This window comes from Stenotrophomonas sp. ZAC14A_NAIMI4_1, assembly GCF_003086915.1.
GTDB lineage: Bacteria > Pseudomonadota > Gammaproteobacteria > Xanthomonadales > Xanthomonadaceae > Stenotrophomonas.
In genome coordinates this window covers 1833177-1849154 of record NZ_CP026002.1, presented here as the reverse complement: position 1 = coordinate 1849154, position 15978 = coordinate 1833177, and the positions used below count along the sequence as shown (strand labels likewise).

The window sequence follows — 15978 nt, the reverse complement described above, 5'->3', positions numbered from 1 at the left end:
GAACTTGAGCGGCTTGAAAGCGCTGTATTCAGCGCCGGTTTTGCCGCGGGTGCGATTCTCGGAATCGTCGACAAGTTCCACGACGAAGCGTCCCATCGGTGCCGGTAGTGGCCGGGCAGGGCAGTCGTAGAATCGAATCGTCCGAGGCCCCTGCGGGTTGCCCTTCACCGGCCTCGTTCGCGTTGCAGCACCGTGCTGGCCGATGCAGTCCTGCGGCCACCCCGTGCGCCAGACGTGCGCTGAAAGGTCTGTTCCCGGGGAGGGGGCGATTCGGAAGAGCACACTTTTTTGACTTCAGTGACCTGCACCAGGAAACAAGAATGAACGTCCGCGAACTCCTGCAATCCAAGAAAGAAGCTGTCATCACCATCGATTCGGAAGACACCATCGGTGCCGCCGCCCACAAGATGAGCGCGAATAAAATCGCTGCCCTGGTGGTGATGAAGGACGAGGTGCCGGTCGGCATCATCTCCGAGAAGGACATCGTGCGCAGCCTGGCCGACGACGGCCCGCAGGCCGGCCGCCGGGTGATTTCCACCGTGCCGACCACCGGCCTGGAAGGCATCGCGCCGGAGGCCACGCTGAAGCAGGCCATGTCCCTGATGACCTACTCGCGCCGTCGCCACCTGATGGTCACCGATGGCAACCGCCTGATCGGCATCCTCAGCCTGGGCGATATCGTGAAGAACGTGCTGGGCGAGCTGGAGCTGGAAAAAGCCGTGCTGCAGGACATCTACATGGCGGCCCACTGAGGCAGCCACGCAGGACGAACGAAGCCGGGCACTGCCCGGCTTCTTCGTTGTTGGCCCCGGGCCATGCCCTGGTGGGTAGCGCCGGGCCACGCCCGGCGAGCGCGCAGCGCTGGAATCAGAAGCTGACCTTCACCGAATCCGCGCTGTACGTGGCCGGGCCGTGGTAGACCACTTCGATGTTGTTGCCGTCCGGGTCGAGCACGAAGGCGCCGTAGTAGCCCGGGTGGTAGGAGCGTTCGCCCGGCGCGCCGTTGTCGGTGCCGCCAGCGGCCAGGGCGGCGGTGTGGAAGGCATCGACCGTGGCCGCGTCGCGGGCCTGGAAGGCCAGGTGGTGGCGGCCGGTCAGCTGGCCGGCGGCGGCTTCGCTGCTGGCGGTGGAAATGAACAGTTCGTCGGCCCAGAAATAGTCCGGGCCTTCACCGGCAATGGGAATGCCGATGCTGTCGAACACCGCCTGGTAGAAGCGGCGGCTGGCGGCCAGGTCGCGCACCACCAGCTGCAGATGATCGATCAGGCGCCCGCGATGCAGTTCCATCGTTTCCATGCGTACCTCTACAAGAAGGGGACCGCTGTGGTAGCGCCGGGCCGTGCCCGGCGAGCGCCTGGCGCGGCCGGTCAGGCGTTGGCGATGATCTCGACCCAGTAACCGTCCGGGTCCTTGATGAAGGCGATGTTCTTCATGCGGCCGTCGGTCAGGCGCTTCTGGAACGGCACGCCCAGGTCTTCGAAGCGCTGGCAGGCCGCTTCCAGTTCCGGCACCGACACGCAGATGTGGCCGAAGCCGCGCGGGTCGCTGTTGCCGTCGTGGTAGACCGGGCCGTCCTGGGTCTCGGTGCCGTGGTTGTGGGTCAGCTCCAGCACGCCCGGCAGGCCGGCCATCCACACGCGGCGGGTGGCATCGTCCTCGGGCACGGCCACGCCGGCCGGCACGTAGGCCAGGAAGTACAGGCTGAACTGGGCTTCGGCGAAATCACGCTTGTCGATCAGCTGGTAGCCGAGCACGCGGGTGTAGAAGTCCAGCGAGGCGGTGATGTCCTTGACCCGCAGCATGGTGTGGTTGAACACGAAGCCGTGGGTTTCGGCCGGGGCCTGGGCAGCCACGCCGGGGATATCGCGCAGGGCGGGAAGGGTCATGGGGGAAAGTCCTTCAGACAGGGCCGTGTTGGCCGGATGGGGCCATTCTACCGGCCGCCACCTGACGGCACTGCGACGTACAATGGACGGATCGCACCGTTCCGTCCTGACAACGATTGCCCGCCATGTCGCAGCGTGAATGGGTGGCCGCCGCCATCCGCAAGATCGAAGCCGATTTCAACCGTTCCGCCGATACCCACCTGATCCCGCTGGCGCTGCCCGGGTTCGATGGCATCGACGTGTACCTCAAGGATGAATCGAGCCACCCCACCGGCAGCCTGAAGCACCGGCTGGCACGCTCGCTGTTCCTGTATGCGCTGGCCAATGGCTGGCTGCGCGAGGGGCGGCCGGTGATCGAGGCGTCCAGCGGCTCGACCGCGGTGTCCGAAGCCTACTTCGCGCGCCTGCTGGGCCTGCCGTTCATTGCGGTGATGCCGGCCACGACTTCGCCGGAGAAGATCGCCGCGATCGAGTTCCATGGCGGCCGTTGCCACCTGGTCGAGCGCGCCTGCGACCTCAACTGCGATTCGGAACGGCTGGCCCGCGAGACCGGCGGCCACTTCATGGACCAGTTCACCTACGCCGAGCGGGCCACCGACTGGCGCGCCAACAACAACATCGCCGAGTCCATCTTCAAGCAGATGGCCGAGGAGCCGAGCCCGATCCCGGAGTGGATCGTGTGCAGCCCCGGCACCGGTGGCACCGCGGCCACGCTCGGCCGTTACGTCAGCTACCGCCGGCACGACACGCGCATCCTCTGCGCGGACCCGGAAGTGTCGGTGTTCTTCGACGGCTACCAGGCCGCCGTGGCGGGCGAGCCGGACTGGCGCGGGCTGACCTGCAGCGGCGGTTCGCGGGTGGAAGGGATCGGCCGGCCGCGGGTGGAATCGAGCTTCATCCCGACCAGCGTCGATGCGATGGTGAAGGTGCCCGATGCACTCAGCCTGGCGGCGATGCGCCATGTCAGCCGCCAGATCGGCCGCCGTGTCGGTGGTTCCACCGGCACCAATTTCATCGGCGTGCTGCAGGCGGCGCAGTGGATGCGCGAGGCCGGCCACCAGGGCAGCATCGTCAGCATCCTGTGTGATGCCGGCGAGCGCTACGCGCACAGTTATTACGACCCGGCGTGGTATGGCCGGCAGGGCATCGACGTGGACGGTGCCGACGCACAGCTGGCCGCAGCCGTGGCCGGGCAGGGCCTGCCCGCGCTGCCGTGGTGCAGCCTGGAAGCGTTGTAACGCGTCTGGCTGCACGAGCCTCGACCGGTAGAGTCGACTGTTAGTCGACTGCTCTCTGCTCAGACCGCGAAAATCCCGCGTTGCACGCGATAGTCGACTAACAGTCGACTCTACCGGTCACCGGTCACCGGTCACCGGTCACCGGTCACCGGTCACAGGCCCCTCGGCGCTCAGTACCCCGCATCCATGTAGGCATCCAGCAGGATGTCGCGCAGTGCGTCGGGCAACGCCTCGATGTCCATCGCGCGGTCGTCCTGGTGCAGGTGCGGGTCCAGCACGCTGGCGCGGCCCTGGGCCAGCGCTTTCAGCCACAGCAGCACGCAGATCACGAACTCGCGCTCGTGCCCGGGCTGCAGGCGGCTGGCACCGCGTTCGATCACTTCGAACGGATACCATTCCTGCGTTTCGCTGAGCCGGCCGCCCTGGCGTTGCAGGGCTTTCAGCTGGGCCAGGTGGCGCGGCGCATCGTCACCGGCATCGCACAGCGCGGCGATCCATGACAGCTCGTCCGTGGTGGCCGTCAAGGCCAGCGAACGGGCGGATGAGGCGGTGGTGCTTGGAGCCAGACCTTCCATGTGGGGCCTCCTCGTGACGTACCGCTGCGGTCTCCCCCGCACCGCCAGCTTCGGCGCGGGCCCGTAAGGCCGACGTGAATGCCGGGCTCCCTGGAAAGCTCCATCCACGCATGGCGTGGATCTACTGGAAGCGCCCGTAACCTCTCCCTCCCCCTTGTCTGGCGGCCCCGCCAGCGCCATATCGACAGGGCTGCCCGCCTGCCGGGCCCGTAACCTGGAGACCTGCCGTGACCGCTGCCAACCCCTTGCTCGATGCTTCCGGCCTGCCGCGCTTCGAGGCGATCCGCCCCGAGCACGTGGGGCCGGCGCTGGATGTGCTGCTGGCCGAGGCCGAAGCCGCCGTCAGCGCCGCCGAGCAGGTGCAGCCGGTCCGCTGGGACACCTTCGTGACCCCGCTGGACGATGCCACCGAACGCCTGTGGCGCGCCTGGGGCCTGGTCGGCCACCTGCAGGGCGTGGTCAACACCCCCGAACTGCGCGAGGCCTACAACAGCAACCTGCCGCGGGTCACCCGCTTCGCCAGCGCGCTGGGCCAGAACCTGGCGCTGTACCGCCAGTACCAGGCACTGGCCGCCAGCCCGGAAGCGGCCGGCTTCGACCAGGCCCGGCGCAAAGTGCTGGACAACACCCTGCGTGATTTCCGCCTGGGCGGTGCCGAACTGGACGCCGACGCGCAGCAGCGCTTCGCTGCGATCAAGGAGGAGCTGTCGGCGCTGTCGGCGAAGTTCTCGCAGAACGTGCTCGACGCCACCGATGCCTGGTCGCTGATCGTGGAAGACGAAGCGCGCCTTGCCGGCGTGCCGGACGACGTCAAGGCGGCTGCGCGTGCCGCCGCCGAAAAAGACGGCAAGACCGGCTGGAAGCTGACCCTGCAGATGCCCTGCTACCTGCCCGTGCAGACCTGGGGCGAAGACCGTGACCTGCGCGAGATCCTGTACCGCGCCAGCGCGCAGCGTGCATCTGAATTTGGCGACGAGGCGCTGGACAACGGCGGCAACATCGACCGCATCCTCGCCCTGCGCGCGGAACTGGCCGCACTGCTGGGGTTTGCCTCGTACGCGGATTACTCGGTGGCCACCAAGATGGCGCAGGACCCGGCCGAAGTGCTGGCCTTCCTGCGTGACCTGGCCACCCGTGCCAAGCCGTTCGCGGGCAAGGACCGCGCCGAGCTGGAACAGTTCGCCCGGGAGCAGCTGGGCATCGACAGCCTGCAAGCCTGGGACCTGGCGTTCGCCGCCGACCGCCTGAAGCAGGCGCGTTACAGCTATTCCGAACAGGAAGTGAAGCAGTACTTCACCGAGCCGAAGGTGCTGGGCGGCCTGTTCTCGGTGATCGAGCAGCTGTATGGCCTGCGCGTGCAGGACGACAGCGCGCCGGTGTGGCACGAGGACGTGCGTTTCTTCCGCCTGGTCGATGCGCAGGGCGCGCTGGTCGGCCAGTTCTATCTGGATCTGTACGCGCGCGAAGGCAAGCGCGGTGGCGCATGGATGGATGATTGCCGCAACCGCCGCGCGCGCGCCGATGGCAGCGTGCAGACGCCGCTGGTCTACCTGGTGTGCAACTTCGGCCGTGGTGCCAACGGCAAGCCGGCCACCTTCAGCCACAACGAAGTGACCACCCTGTTCCATGAAATGGGCCATGGCCTGCACCAGTTGCTGACCCGCATTGGCGAACTGGGCGTGGCCGGCATCAACGGCGTGGAATGGGATGCGGTGGAGCTGCCCAGCCAGTTCATGGAAAACTTCTGCTGGGAATGGGACCACCTGCAGGGCATGACCGCGCACGTGGACACGGGCGAACCGCTGCCGCGCGCGCTGTACGAGCGCATGCTGGCCGCGCGCAACTTCCACAGTGGCATGGCGACCGTGCGCCAGCTGGAATTCGGCCTGTTCGACATGCTGGTGCACAGCCAGTTCGAACCGGCGCAGGACAGCGTGCTGGCGCTGCTGGACCGCGTGCGTGGCGAAGTGGCGGTGAACCATCCGCCGGCCTGGAATCGCTTCCCGCACCAGTTCAGCCACATCTTTGCGGGTGGTTACGCGGCCGGTTACTACAGCTACAAGTGGGCCGAGGTGCTCAGCGCCGATGCCTATGCGGCGTTTGAAGAAGCGCCGCAGGCCTTGGCCGAAACCGGTGCGCGCTTCCGCGACGAGATCCTCTCGCGTGGTGGCAGCCGCCCGGCGGCCGAGAATTTCAAGGCGTTCCGCGGGCGCGCGCCGCAGATCGATGCGTTGCTGCGGCATTCGGGCATGGCGTAAACGCGCTGGCGTCATCCACGCATGGCGTGGATCTACTGGAACCTGCCTTGGTTGGCATGTCGCCGCCAACCACGCACGTGCCGGCCAGCGGCCGGCACTACCGACCGCGGGCGCGCGCCGCAGATCGATGCGTTGTTGCGGCATTCGGGCATGGCGTAACCGCGCTGGCGTCATCCACGCATGGCGTGGATCTACTGGAACCTGCCTTGGTTGGCACGTCGCCGCCATCCACGCACGTGCCGGCCAGCGGCCGGCACTACCGCACAGCGGTCATTCGGCGTAGATCATCTTCCGGGTCATGCCGCCGTCGACGATGAAATCCTGGCCGGTGCTGAAGCCGGACAGCGACGACAGCAGGTACACCGCCAGTGCGCCGATGTCCTCGGGTTCGCCCACGCGACCGACCGGGTGCTGGCCGTGGTCGGTGGCCGAATAATCCGGTGCACGCCGGCGCGAGGGCGCCTGCCAGGCCGTGGTGCCGATCCAGCCGGGGCTGATGCTGTTCACCCGCACCGCGGGGCCAACGCTGATCGCCAACGCATGGGTGAAGGCCACCAGCCCGCCCTTGGCCGCAGCATAGGCTTCGCTGTTCGCTTCGGACTGCCAGGCGCGGGTGGAGGCCACGTTGATGATCGAACCAGCGGCACTGGCTTTCAGCGCGGGCAGCGCGTGCTTGCTGCACAGGAAGGCGCCATGCAGCGAGGACAGTCGCCGCTGCCACTCGTCCCATTCCATGTCCTGCAGCACGGTGCCGTGCGGGCCAGCGATGCCGGCGTTGTTGACCAGGCCATCGATGCGGCCGAAACGCTGCTGCGCCGCGTCGATGAAGGCGCGCACGCTGGCTTCGTCGGCGATGTCCAGGCGCTGGAACGCGGCATCGTCGCCACGCTGCCATTCGTCCAGGCAGGCCTGGCCTGCTTCCACGTCCAGATCGCCGATGAGCACGCGGCCACCGGCGCCCAGCACGGCCTGGGCGATGCCACGACCGATGCCGTTGGCACCGCCGGTGATCAGCACCACCATGCCCTGCAGCGGTGCCGCCGGCCACGCGGCGATGGGCGGGGCCGCGCTCATGACAGGTCTTCGCCGCGCAGGCGACGGTGCCAGCCGGCCACGCCGATGCGGTCCAGGGTCTGGATGTTGCGCTCGACGATCACGTCCGGGTCCGGGAAGGCGTCCACGGCGCGCTCCACGCTTTCCTCGCGCAGCAGGTGCAGGGTGGGGAAGGGCGCGCGGTTGGTGTAGTTGCTGGCATCGTCGGCGGCCACGCCATCGAACTGGTAATCCGGATGGAAGCTGGCCACCTGCAGGATGCCCTGCAGGTCCAGCGCCTCGATGGCGGCGTCGGCGTTGTCCAGGAAATCGTTGTAGTCGAGGAAATCGGTCAGCACCTGCGGGTGCACGATCAGCGTGGTGTCGATCTGCTCGGCCGGGGTATCGCGCAGCAGCACCAGTTCCTCGGCCAGCTGTTCCACCAGCGCTTCGGGCGTGGTGGCGTCGCTGAGCACGAAGCGCACCTGGTCCTTCACGTACACCGCCTTGGCGAACGGGCACAGGTTCAGACCGATCACGATCCGCTCCAGCCACAGGCGGGTGGCGGCGATCGGGTCGTCGGTGGGCAGGGCGGTGTCGGTCATGGCGGGCGCTTCGGCTGGCGGGGGCCGCCATTGTAGGCAGTCGCCCGGCGTCGCGGCGTTCACTGTCCACGCACTGGACAGTGGCGATGCTGGAAAGTCCCATCCATTCAAGCGCTTGCCGATATCGCACCGATGGCCGATTGCCTGCGCGGCGGGCCAGGCGTGCAATGGACGCACGACACAGGAGGACACCCCATGACTGCATCTTCCCCGTGGCTGCCGGACGAACTCTGGTCCGGCGCCTTCTTCGACGGCCAGTGGCAGGCCGCCACCCAGCGCCAGCCGGTGATCGAGCCGGCCACCGGCCAGACCCTCGGCGAGGTCGGCCTGGCCGACGCCGCCCAGGTCGCCACCTCGGCCGCCGCTGCGGCGCAGGCCCAGCAGGCCTGGGCGGCCGCCCCGTACGAACAGCGCGCCCAGGTGCTGCGCCAGGCTGCGCGACTGGCCGAAGACAACATCGACACCCTGGTGGAATGGCTGGTGCGCGAAAGTGGCTCGACCCGCCTCAAGGCCGGCTTCGAGGCCAAGGTGACCATCAAGGCGCTGCACGAAGCTGCCGCACTCCCTTCGCGCAGCACCGGCGAAATCCTGCCGTCCGAACCGGGCCGGCTGAACCTGGCCCGCCGCCGCCCGCTGGGCGTGGTCGGGGTCATTTCGCCGTTCAATTTCCCGCTGTACCTGGCCATGCGTGCGGTGGCGCCGGCCATTGCACTGGGCAATGCCGTGGTGCTCAAGCCGGATCCGCGCACGGCGGTCTGCGGCGGTGCGGTCATCGCGCGCCTGTTTGAACAGGCCGGGCTGCCGGCCGGCCTGCTGCACATGCTGCCCGGCGATGGCGCCGCCGGTGCCGCGCTGACCAGCGACCCGCACGTGGCGATGATCCAGTTCACCGGTTCCACCGCCGCAGGCCGCAAGGTGGGCGAAGCGGCCGGCAAGCACCTGAAGAAGGTCTCGCTGGAACTGGGTGGCAAGAATTCGCTGATCATCCTCGACGATGCCGACCTCGACCTGGCCGTGGCCAATACCGCCTGGGGCGTGTACCTGCACCAGGGCCAGATCTGCATGGCCACCGGCCGCGTGCTGGTGCACAGGAAGATCCATGCCGCGTTCCTGGAAAAGCTGGTGGCCAAGGCGAAGTCGCTGAAGGTGGGCGACCCGGCACGCGAAGACGTGGCGATCGGCCCGCTGATCAATGCCACCCAGCGTGACCATGCCGCCCGCGTGGTGGCCGATGCGGTGAAGGCCGGTGCCACGCTGGAAGCCGGCGGCACCCACCAGGACCTGTTCTTCGCGCCCACCGTGCTCGGCAACGTGGCCGCTGACAACCCGGCGTTCAACGAAGAGATCTTCGCGCCGGTAGCGGTGGTGGTGCCGTTCGATGATGACGACCAGGCCGTGCAGCTGGCCAACGACAGCGAGTACGGCCTGTCGATGGCGATCGTGTCCAGCAACGTCGGCCGCGCGCTGAAGCTGGGCGAGCGCCTGCGCACCGGCCTGCTGCACATCAACGACCAGACGGTGAACGACGAAGTGATCAATCCCTTCGGCGGCGTTGGTGCATCCGGCAACGGCACCAGCATCGGCGGCCCGGCGAACTGGGAAGAGTTCACCCAGTGGCAGTGGCTGACCGTCAAGGGCGAAGCGCCCGCCTATCCGATCTGATCGAAGGAACCATCACGATGAACGACAACACCGCAACGCGTGAGATCACCGCCGCCGTGGTCCGCGGCAAGGAACAGCCCTTCGTCATCGAGCAGGCGCAGCTGCGCGGCCCGCAGGACGACGAGGTGCTGGTGAAGGTGGTGGCCACCGGCCTGTGCCATACCGATCTGATCGTGCGCGACCAGTACTACCCCGTGCCGCTGCCGGCGGTGCTCGGCCATGAAGGCGCCGGCATCGTCGAAGCCGTGGGCCCGAACGTGCGCGACCTGAAGGTGGGCGACCACGTGGTGCTGACCTACGGCGCCTGCGGCCACTGCAATCCCTGCCGCGGTGGCCACGGTGCCTACTGCAAGGATTTCTTCGGGCTCAACTTCGGTGGCGACGATGGCCACGGCCATACCGCCATCACCGATGCACAGGGCCAGCCGCTGCACGATCACTTCTTCGCGCAGTCCTCGTTCGCCACCTTCGCCCTCGCGCGTGAGATCAACGCGATCAAGGTGCCCGACGATGCACCGCTGGAACTGCTGGGCCCGCTGGGCTGCGGCATCCAGACCGGTGCCGGGGCGGTGCTCAATTCGCTGAAGGTGCGCTCGGGCAGCAGCTTCGCCAGCTACGGTGCCGGCGCGGTGGGCCTGAGTGCGGTGATGGCGGCCAAGGTGGCCGGCGCCACCACCATCATCGCCATCGACGTGGTGCCGTCGCGCCTGGAGCTGGCGCTGGAACTGGGCGCGACGCACGTGGTCAACAGCCGCGAAACCGATGTGGTGGAAGCGGTGCGTGCGATCACCGGTGGCGGTGCGGACTTCGCGCTGGAATCCACCGGTCGCCCGGAGGTGTTGTCGGCCGGCATCGAGGCGCTGGGCGGGCTGGGCATGATGGGCGTGGTGGGTGCGCCGAAGCTGGGCACCACGGCCAGTTTCGATGTGAACAACCTGCTGCTGGGCGGGCGCAGCATCCGCGGCATCGTCGAAGGTGACAGCGTGCCGCAGGTGTTCATCCCGCAGCTGGTGACGCTGTTCCTGCAGGGCCGGTTCCCGTTCGACAAGCTGGTGAAGTTCTATCCGCTGGAGCAGATCAACCAGGCGGCCGAGGACAGCACGCGCGGCATCACCCTGAAGCCGATCCTGCGGATCGCCGCATAGCCCCCGGTAGTGCCGGCCGCTGGCCGGCAACGCTGTTGGTAGGTGCCGACCGTTGGTCGGCACTGCAGTTGGTGGGTGCCGACCGTTGGTCGGCACGGCTGCAGTTGGTGGGTGCCGACCGTTGGTCGGCACGGCTGCGCGCCCGTGCAGTGCGCGGGTGTACTCTGCTTCCATGATGGCCACGACAGTCGGGCAACAACAGCTGGTCGCCGCGCGCGCTGCGTTCGCGGAAGGCGATGTGCAGTCCCTGGCGGTGTTGCCGCTGCCGCTGCAGCATTCCTGGCAGCGTTCACGCGCGGCCGGCGTGCAGCCGGGGCAGGAGCCTTACTACCCGCCGCTGCAGGGCGATGGCCTGCGCCTGAGCGATCCCGAAGACCGGCGGCTTGCGCGCTGCGTGCAGCCCGAGCTGGAACAGCTGTGGGCCGCCTTCGGTGGCCGTGGGTGGACGATGTTCTGCGCCAACCGCGAGGGCCTGGTCATCGCGCAGCAGGCGCATGGCCTGGAAGATGCGCCGCTGCTGCGGCCGATCCAGGTCGGGCGGCGGTTGGGTGAGGCCGAGATCGGCACCACTGCGCCGGCGGTCAGCCTGGCCGACGATGTGCCGGCGCTGGTGCGCGGCAACGAACATTACCTGCAGCGCTTCGCACCGGTGTTCTGCCTGAGCGAGCCGCTGCATGACCTCGATGGCCAGGTCTGCGGGGCGATCGACATCACCGGGCTGGGCGAGCGTGATCCGGCGCTGCTGCAGGGCTACTTCCGGCAGGCCGCGCTGGCCAGCGAGAACCGGCTGTTCCAGGGCCTGGCCGATGTGCACCTGCTGGCCGTGCAGCACGATCCGCGCTGGCTGGCCACGCCCCTGCAGGGGCTGCTGGCGGTGCAGGACGATGGGCAGCTGCGGGCGGCCAACCGGGTGGCGCGGCGCCTGCTGGGCCTGCCGCGCCGTGGGCCGTTGCCGCTGCTGTCGATGCAGGCGGTGTTTGCCGGCGCCAGTGCGGCGCAGCGCCGTCGCCTGCTGCAGCCCGGGCCGGCGCATCGGGTGCGGCTGGGCGAGGGCAGTGCGGTCTACCTGCAGCACCTGCGGGCACCGCGTGCACCGCGTGCACCGCGTGCACCGCGCGCCCGGGCAGCGGCACCGGTAGCCGTGGCCGACGTGCCACTGCGCCAGCAGCAGCGCCAAGCCGCACGGCGTGCGGCGCAGGCGGCCGAAGGCAATCTCAGCCTGGCCGCCCGCCAGTTGGGTATTTCGCGCACCACGCTGTACAAGCTGCTGCGCGATTGACCCGGCAGTCCGCCGGGCCATGCCCGGCGCTACCGCGGCGGCCCGGGGCGCGCCGGGTCATCCATCGCGCGCCATCCCGGTAGCGCCGGGCCATGCCCGGCGGCGGGTCATCAATCGCGCGATCCCCCGGGTAGCGCCGGGCCACGCCAGGCGGCATCCATCAATCGCGGAAGTTGTTGAACTGCAGCGGCAGCTCGAACTTGCCGGCCTTCAGCACGGCGATGGCGTCCTGCAGGTCGTCGCGCTTCTTGCCCTGCACGCGCAGCTTGTCGCCGTTGATCTGGCTTTCGACCTTCAGCTTGGCTTCCTTCAGCGCAGCAGCGATCTTCTTGGCGATCTTCTGCTCGATGCCCTGCTTGACGGTGATCTTCTGCCGGGCCTGGGCCAGGTTGGTCTCGATGTCGCCGAACTCCAGGCTCAGCACGTCGATGCCGCGCGCAGCCAGGCGGGCGCGCAGGATGTCGTTCATCTGCTTGAGCTGGAACTCGGTCGGCGCAGTCTGGTTGATGACATCGCCCTCGCGCTCGAACTTGGCTTCCACACCCTTGAAGTCGAAGCGGGTGGCCAGTTCGCGGTTGGCCTGGTCGATGGCGTTGGTCAGTTCGTGGGTGTCGACTTCAGACACGACGTCGAAGGAAGGCATGGGCGTGGCTCCGCGGAATTCAGTGGCCGCCATTCTATCGCGGCGCCCATGACCGGCGCCCGGCCGGGCACGCGGTCGGCGATAATGGGCCATGAACGCGCAACGCTCCCCCTCTCGCGCAGTGACCTGGATGGTCGCCGCCGTGGCCTGCTTCTCGCTGATGGACGCCGGCATGAAACAGCTGTCGGCCAGCTATCCGTCGCTGGAAGTCACTTTCCTGCGTGGCGCCGCCTCGCTGCCCTTCGTGCTGGTCTGGGTGCTGGCCAGCGCCGGCCCGCGTTCGCTCATTCCCCGCCGGTGGGGCCTGCACCTGCTGCGCGGTGGCCTCGGCATGGCGATGATCGGTTGCTTCGTGTTCGCCCTGCGCGATCTGCCGCTATCCACCGCCTACAGCATCTACTTCGTAGCCCCGCTGCTGATCGCCGCCCTGTCGGTGCCGCTGCTGGGCGAGCGCGTCGGGCCGCGCCGCTGGGTGGCCATCGGCGTCGGCCTGCTGGGGGTGATCGTGGTGCTGCGGCCGGGCGTGGATGGTTTCATCTCCATCCCCGGCCTGATGGTGCTGGCGGCCGCCACGGCCTATGCCATCGCCGCGATCACCGTCAGCCTGCTCACCCGCACCGATACCTCGCAGTCGATGGTGGTCTGGTTCCTGGTCATCATGGCCATCGGGGCCGGTCTGCTGGCATTGCCGGGCTGGGTGCCGCTGCAGCTGGCCCATGCGCCGCTGATCGCCGGCATGGGCCTGGCCGGTGCGCTCGGGCAGATCGCCCTGACCCGTGCCTTCCAACTGGGCGAGGCGTCGATGATCGCGCCGCTGGAATACAGCGGCCTGGTCTGGGTGATCGGCTGGGATCTGGCCTTCTGGGGCCAGCTGCCCGATGGCTACACCTGGGCCGGCGCAGCCATCATCGTGGCCTCGGGCCTGTACCTGCTGCACCGCGAGCGCCTGAACCGGGTGCAGCCGCCGAAGCCGCTGGACCACCCCTGAGCTTGACCGGGATGGGGTCAGAGCCCCTGCGGGGATCCGACCCCGGGGTCAGATCCCCGCAGGGGCTCTGACCCACACCGTCATCCCCGCTGCACGCTACTTAGAACCAAAAGGAATAACATTCTGGCCCAAGGCGCAGGCGCGCAACCGCCGGCGCTGGTAGGCTGCACGCCCCTTCCATCGCCCCGCCGGTGAGCCACGCCCGTGATCGAGTTCCAGCGCCTGCACAAATCCTATGCCGTTGCCGGCCGCCAAGTCAGCGCGCTGCAACCGCTGGACCTGACCATCGAGGCCGGCGAAGTGTTCGGCATCATCGGCCATTCCGGCGCGGGCAAGTCGACCCTGATCCGCATGATCAACCGCCTGGAGGAACCCAGCGGTGGGCGCCTGCTGATCGGCGGTGAAGACATCACCGCGCTGGATGCCGACGGGCTGCGCGCGCTGCGTCGGCGCATCGGCATGATCTTCCAGCACTTCAACCTGCTGTCCTCGCGCACCGTGGCCGGCAACGTGGCCTTCCCGCTGGAACTGGGCGGCATGGCCAGGGCCGAGATCGACGCGCGCGTGGCCGAGCTGCTGCAGACCGTGGGCCTGCAGGACCACGCAGCGAAGTATCCGGCGCAGCTGTCCGGCGGCCAGAAGCAGCGCGTGGGCATCGCCCGGGCGTTGGCGACCCGCCCGCAGATCCTGCTGTGCGACGAAGCCACCAGTGCGCTCGACCCGCAGACCACGGCGTCGGTGCTGTCGCTGCTGTCGAAGATCAACCGCGAGCTGGGCCTGACCATCGTGCTGATCACCCACGAGATGGACGTGATCCGTCGCGTCTGCGATCGCGTGGCCGTGCTGGATGCCGGGCAGCTGGTGGAAACCGGTCCGGTCACGCAGGTCTTCCTGCACCCGCAGCACCCGACCACGCGCCGCTTCGTCAGCGAATCGGAGCATGTGGACGAGGGCACGCTGCACCGTGATTTCGACGTGGTCGGCGGCCGCATCGTGCGCCTGACCTTCCTCGGCGGTGACACCTACGAGCCGTTGCTGGGCAGCGTGGCGCGGCAGACCGGCGTCGACTACAACATCCTGTCCGGTCGCATCGACCGGATCAAGGACACCCCGTATGGCCAGCTGGTGGTCGCCCTGGTGGGCGGTGACCAGTCCGCCGCGCAGGCCGCGTTCGTGGCTGCCGGCGTGCACGTTGAGGAACTGCGCCGATGATCGTCGCCACTGCTGAAGGTTTCTTCCGCCACCTGGATGCGGACAAGTGGGTGGATATCGGCAAGGCCACCATCGAGACGCTGCTGATGATGGCTGGCTCGCTGCCGCTGACCCTGGCCATCGGCCTGCCGATGGGCGTGCTGCTGTATGTGTTCGGTGCGCCGCAGATGAAGCGCCGGCCGCTGGCCTATGGCGTGTTGGCGATCGTGGTGAACCTGCTGCGCTCGGTGCCCTTCATCATCCTGATGGTGGTGCTGATTCCGGTGTCGCTGTGGTTGATGGGCCAGTCGATCGGCGTGCTCGGCACGTTGCCGGCGCTGGTGATCGGTGCGGCGCCGTTCTATGCGCGCCTGGTGGAAACCGCGCTGCGCGAAGTGGACCGTGGCGTGGTCGAGGCGGCGCAGTCGATGGGCGCCACCACCTGGCAGCTGGTGACCCGGGTGCTGCTGCCCGAAGCCCGTCCGGGCCTGATCGCGGCCGCTACGGTCACCACCGTCGCCCTGGTCGGCTTCACCGCCATGGGCGGCGCGATCGGTTCGGGCGGCCTGGGCGACCTGGCGCTGCGCGAAGGCTACCAGCGCAACCGCACCGACGTGGCCCTGGTCACCGTGGTGGTGCTGCTGATCCTGGTGCAGCTGCTGCAGATGCTCGGCGACCGCCTGGTCGCGCACTACACCCGCAAGTAACCCGGTGCCGGGCGTCGCCCGGCGTCGTTCGGGTAGCGCCGGGCCATGCCCGGCGGCGGCCTGACGCAATCCGTCCATTGAAAACCTGAATCGCCGAACCGGGACTGGCAGCACATCCAGCCTCTTGGTATATTCCGTTTTGCGTAATACGTTTTGCGGAATGATCCGGTCCTTCCGCTGCAAGCACACCCGCGCCTTGTTTGAAGGCCACTGTCTACGCGCCTGGCTGCCGATTCGACGGGCAGCGGAACGCAAGCTGCAGATGCTCGACTCGGCACAGACGCTGGCGTTCCTGCGCAGTCCGCCCGGCAACCGGTTGGAGGCGCTGGCTGGTGACCGCAGGGGGCAGCACAGCCTGCGCATCAATGATCAGTGGCGGTTGTGTTTCATCTGGACCGACAGCGGCCCTGAATCCGTGGAAATTGTTGACTACCACTGAGGCATTCGCCATGAAGCCAACCGACAATCGCATGCGGGCCATCCATCCCGGCGAGATCCTGCGCGAGGAGTTCCTTTCCCCGCTGGCCCTGAGCGTGAATGCACTGGCGAGGGCATTGGATGTTCCGGCCACCCGCCTGCATGCCATCGTTCACGGCGAACGTGCGATCACCGCTGATACCGCTGCCCGGCTGGCGCGCCATTTCGGCGGGGATGCTGCATCGTGGCTGGCGCTGCAGGCGACCTACGACCTGAAGACGTTGGCCACGCTCGGCGAGATCGAGCGCCGCGTGCAGCCGCGGGCCGCGTAGCGCGCGGCGAATCCGCCGGG

General features: G+C 68.3%; 17 protein-coding genes. 11 read left to right on the top strand and 6 right to left on the bottom strand.

The window, feature by feature from the left end:
* Positions 1-320: 320 nt before the first annotated feature.
* Entirely contained in the window at positions 321-752 is a 432-nt protein-coding gene (locus tag C1926_RS08540) for a CBS domain-containing protein (RefSeq protein ID WP_079223479.1), read from the top strand.
* A 115-nt stretch (positions 753-867) separates the two neighbouring features.
* On the opposite strand, the gene C1926_RS08535 is transcribed toward C1926_RS08540, so the two are convergent.
* Positions 868-1296, bottom strand: coding sequence for a VOC family protein (locus C1926_RS08535; protein ID WP_108758882.1), 429 nt, complete (start codon positions 1294-1296; stop codon positions 868-870).
* A gap of 71 nt (positions 1297-1367) precedes the next feature.
* Positions 1368-1886, bottom strand: coding sequence for a lactoylglutathione lyase (gloA, locus tag C1926_RS08530; RefSeq protein ID WP_079223476.1), 519 nt, complete (start codon positions 1884-1886; stop codon positions 1368-1370).
* Between the two features lie 125 nt (positions 1887-2011).
* Here gloA and C1926_RS08525 point away from each other — a divergent pair, with 125 nt between their 5' ends.
* Positions 2012-3124: a PLP-dependent cysteine synthase family protein gene (locus tag C1926_RS08525; protein WP_108758881.1), complete on the top strand. Its 1113-nt coding sequence runs from the start codon at positions 2012-2014 to the stop codon at positions 3122-3124.
* A gap of 170 nt (positions 3125-3294) precedes the next feature.
* Here the strand turns inward: C1926_RS08525 and C1926_RS08520 are convergent, their stop codons facing one another.
* A complete protein-coding gene (locus C1926_RS08520; RefSeq protein ID WP_079223472.1) occupies positions 3295-3699 on the bottom strand; it encodes a hypothetical protein in 405 nt (134 codons plus the stop codon).
* Positions 3700-3926: 227 nt separating this feature from the next.
* Here C1926_RS08520 and C1926_RS08515 point away from each other — a divergent pair, with 227 nt between their 5' ends.
* Positions 3927-5957 carry a M3 family metallopeptidase gene (locus C1926_RS08515; RefSeq protein ID WP_108758880.1) on the top strand — a complete coding sequence of 677 codons (2031 nt, stop codon included), beginning with the start codon at positions 3927-3929 and terminating at the stop codon, positions 5955-5957.
* Between the two features lie 270 nt (positions 5958-6227).
* On the opposite strand, the gene C1926_RS08510 is transcribed toward C1926_RS08515, so the two are convergent.
* Positions 6228-7031, bottom strand: coding sequence for an SDR family oxidoreductase (locus tag C1926_RS08510; RefSeq protein ID WP_108758879.1), 804 nt, complete (start codon positions 7029-7031; stop codon positions 6228-6230).
* Positions 7028-7594 carry a DUF1415 domain-containing protein gene (locus C1926_RS08505; RefSeq protein ID WP_079223466.1) on the bottom strand — a complete coding sequence of 189 codons (567 nt, stop codon included), beginning with the start codon at positions 7592-7594 and terminating at the stop codon, positions 7028-7030. The genes C1926_RS08510 and C1926_RS08505 overlap by 4 nt, the downstream gene beginning before the upstream one ends.
* A gap of 195 nt (positions 7595-7789) precedes the next feature.
* Between C1926_RS08505 and C1926_RS08500 the strand changes: the two genes are divergently transcribed.
* The 3 genes from C1926_RS08500 (at position 7790) to C1926_RS08490 (ending at position 11680) form a co-directional block, all read left to right on the top strand.
* Entirely contained in the window at positions 7790-9256 is a 1467-nt protein-coding gene (locus tag C1926_RS08500) for a benzaldehyde dehydrogenase (protein WP_108758878.1), read from the top strand.
* Positions 9257-9273: 17 nt separating this feature from the next.
* Positions 9274-10401, top strand: a complete 1128-nt coding sequence (locus C1926_RS08495; protein ID WP_108758877.1) for an NAD(P)-dependent alcohol dehydrogenase — start codon at positions 9274-9276, stop codon at positions 10399-10401.
* 175 nt (positions 10402-10576) lie between these two features.
* Positions 10577-11680, top strand: a complete 1104-nt coding sequence (locus C1926_RS08490) for a helix-turn-helix domain-containing protein (RefSeq protein WP_254057386.1) — start codon at positions 10577-10579, stop codon at positions 11678-11680.
* A gap of 160 nt (positions 11681-11840) precedes the next feature.
* Here the strand turns inward: C1926_RS08490 and C1926_RS08485 are convergent, their stop codons facing one another.
* On the bottom strand, positions 11841-12323 hold the full coding sequence (locus tag C1926_RS08485; RefSeq protein ID WP_108747403.1) for a YajQ family cyclic di-GMP-binding protein: 483 nt from the start codon (positions 12321-12323) through the stop codon (positions 11841-11843).
* A 91-nt stretch (positions 12324-12414) separates the two neighbouring features.
* On the opposite strand from C1926_RS08485, the gene C1926_RS08480 reads away from it, so the two are divergent.
* From C1926_RS08480 to C1926_RS08460, 5 genes are all read left to right on the top strand, one after another.
* Positions 12415-13311 (top strand): DMT family transporter, encoded by an 897-nt coding sequence (locus tag C1926_RS08480; RefSeq protein ID WP_108758875.1) that lies wholly within the window; start codon positions 12415-12417, stop codon positions 13309-13311.
* Positions 13312-13515: 204 nt separating this feature from the next.
* Complete coding sequence (locus C1926_RS08475; protein WP_079223455.1) at positions 13516-14523, top strand: methionine ABC transporter ATP-binding protein; 1008 nt, start codon at positions 13516-13518, stop codon at positions 14521-14523.
* Positions 14520-15209, top strand: a complete 690-nt coding sequence (locus C1926_RS08470) for a methionine ABC transporter permease (RefSeq protein ID WP_079223454.1) — start codon at positions 14520-14522, stop codon at positions 15207-15209. Before C1926_RS08475 ends, C1926_RS08470 begins: the two co-directional genes overlap by 4 nt.
* A gap of 160 nt (positions 15210-15369) precedes the next feature.
* The gene (locus tag C1926_RS08465) at positions 15370-15648 is read left to right on the top strand and encodes a type II toxin-antitoxin system RelE/ParE family toxin (RefSeq protein WP_108758874.1); all 279 of its coding nucleotides are present in this window, start codon (positions 15370-15372) and stop codon (positions 15646-15648) included.
* A 10-nt stretch (positions 15649-15658) separates the two neighbouring features.
* A complete protein-coding gene (locus C1926_RS08460; RefSeq protein WP_079223451.1) occupies positions 15659-15958 on the top strand; it encodes a HigA family addiction module antitoxin in 300 nt (99 codons plus the stop codon).
* Positions 15959-15978: the final 20 nt, after the last annotated feature.

Coding starts and splice junctions, on each gene's coding strand:
- C1926_RS08540 (WP_079223479.1), top strand. CDS start 321: ATGAACGTCCGCGAACTCCTGCAATCCAAGAAAGAAGCTGTCATCACC.
- C1926_RS08535 (WP_108758882.1), bottom strand. CDS start 1,296: ATGGAAACGATGGAACTGCATCGCGGGCGCCTGATCGATCATCTGCAG.
- gloA (WP_079223476.1), bottom strand. CDS start 1,886: ATGACCCTTCCCGCCCTGCGCGATATCCCCGGCGTGGCTGCCCAGGCC.
- C1926_RS08525 (WP_108758881.1), top strand. CDS start 2,012: ATGTCGCAGCGTGAATGGGTGGCCGCCGCCATCCGCAAGATCGAAGCC.
- C1926_RS08520 (WP_079223472.1), bottom strand. CDS start 3,699: ATGGAAGGTCTGGCTCCAAGCACCACCGCCTCATCCGCCCGTTCGCTG.
- C1926_RS08510 (WP_108758879.1), bottom strand. CDS start 7,031: ATGAGCGCGGCCCCGCCCATCGCCGCGTGGCCGGCGGCACCGCTGCAG.
- C1926_RS08505 (WP_079223466.1), bottom strand. CDS start 7,594: ATGACCGACACCGCCCTGCCCACCGACGACCCGATCGCCGCCACCCGC.
- C1926_RS08500 (WP_108758878.1), top strand. CDS start 7,790: ATGACTGCATCTTCCCCGTGGCTGCCGGACGAACTCTGGTCCGGCGCC.
- C1926_RS08495 (WP_108758877.1), top strand. CDS start 9,274: ATGAACGACAACACCGCAACGCGTGAGATCACCGCCGCCGTGGTCCGC.
- C1926_RS08490 (WP_254057386.1), top strand. CDS start 10,577: ATGGCCACGACAGTCGGGCAACAACAGCTGGTCGCCGCGCGCGCTGCG.
- C1926_RS08485 (WP_108747403.1), bottom strand. CDS start 12,323: ATGCCTTCCTTCGACGTCGTGTCTGAAGTCGACACCCACGAACTGACC.
- C1926_RS08480 (WP_108758875.1), top strand. CDS start 12,415: ATGAACGCGCAACGCTCCCCCTCTCGCGCAGTGACCTGGATGGTCGCC.
- C1926_RS08470 (WP_079223454.1), top strand. CDS start 14,520: ATGATCGTCGCCACTGCTGAAGGTTTCTTCCGCCACCTGGATGCGGAC.
- C1926_RS08465 (WP_108758874.1), top strand. CDS start 15,370: ATGATCCGGTCCTTCCGCTGCAAGCACACCCGCGCCTTGTTTGAAGGC.
- C1926_RS08460 (WP_079223451.1), top strand. CDS start 15,659: ATGAAGCCAACCGACAATCGCATGCGGGCCATCCATCCCGGCGAGATC.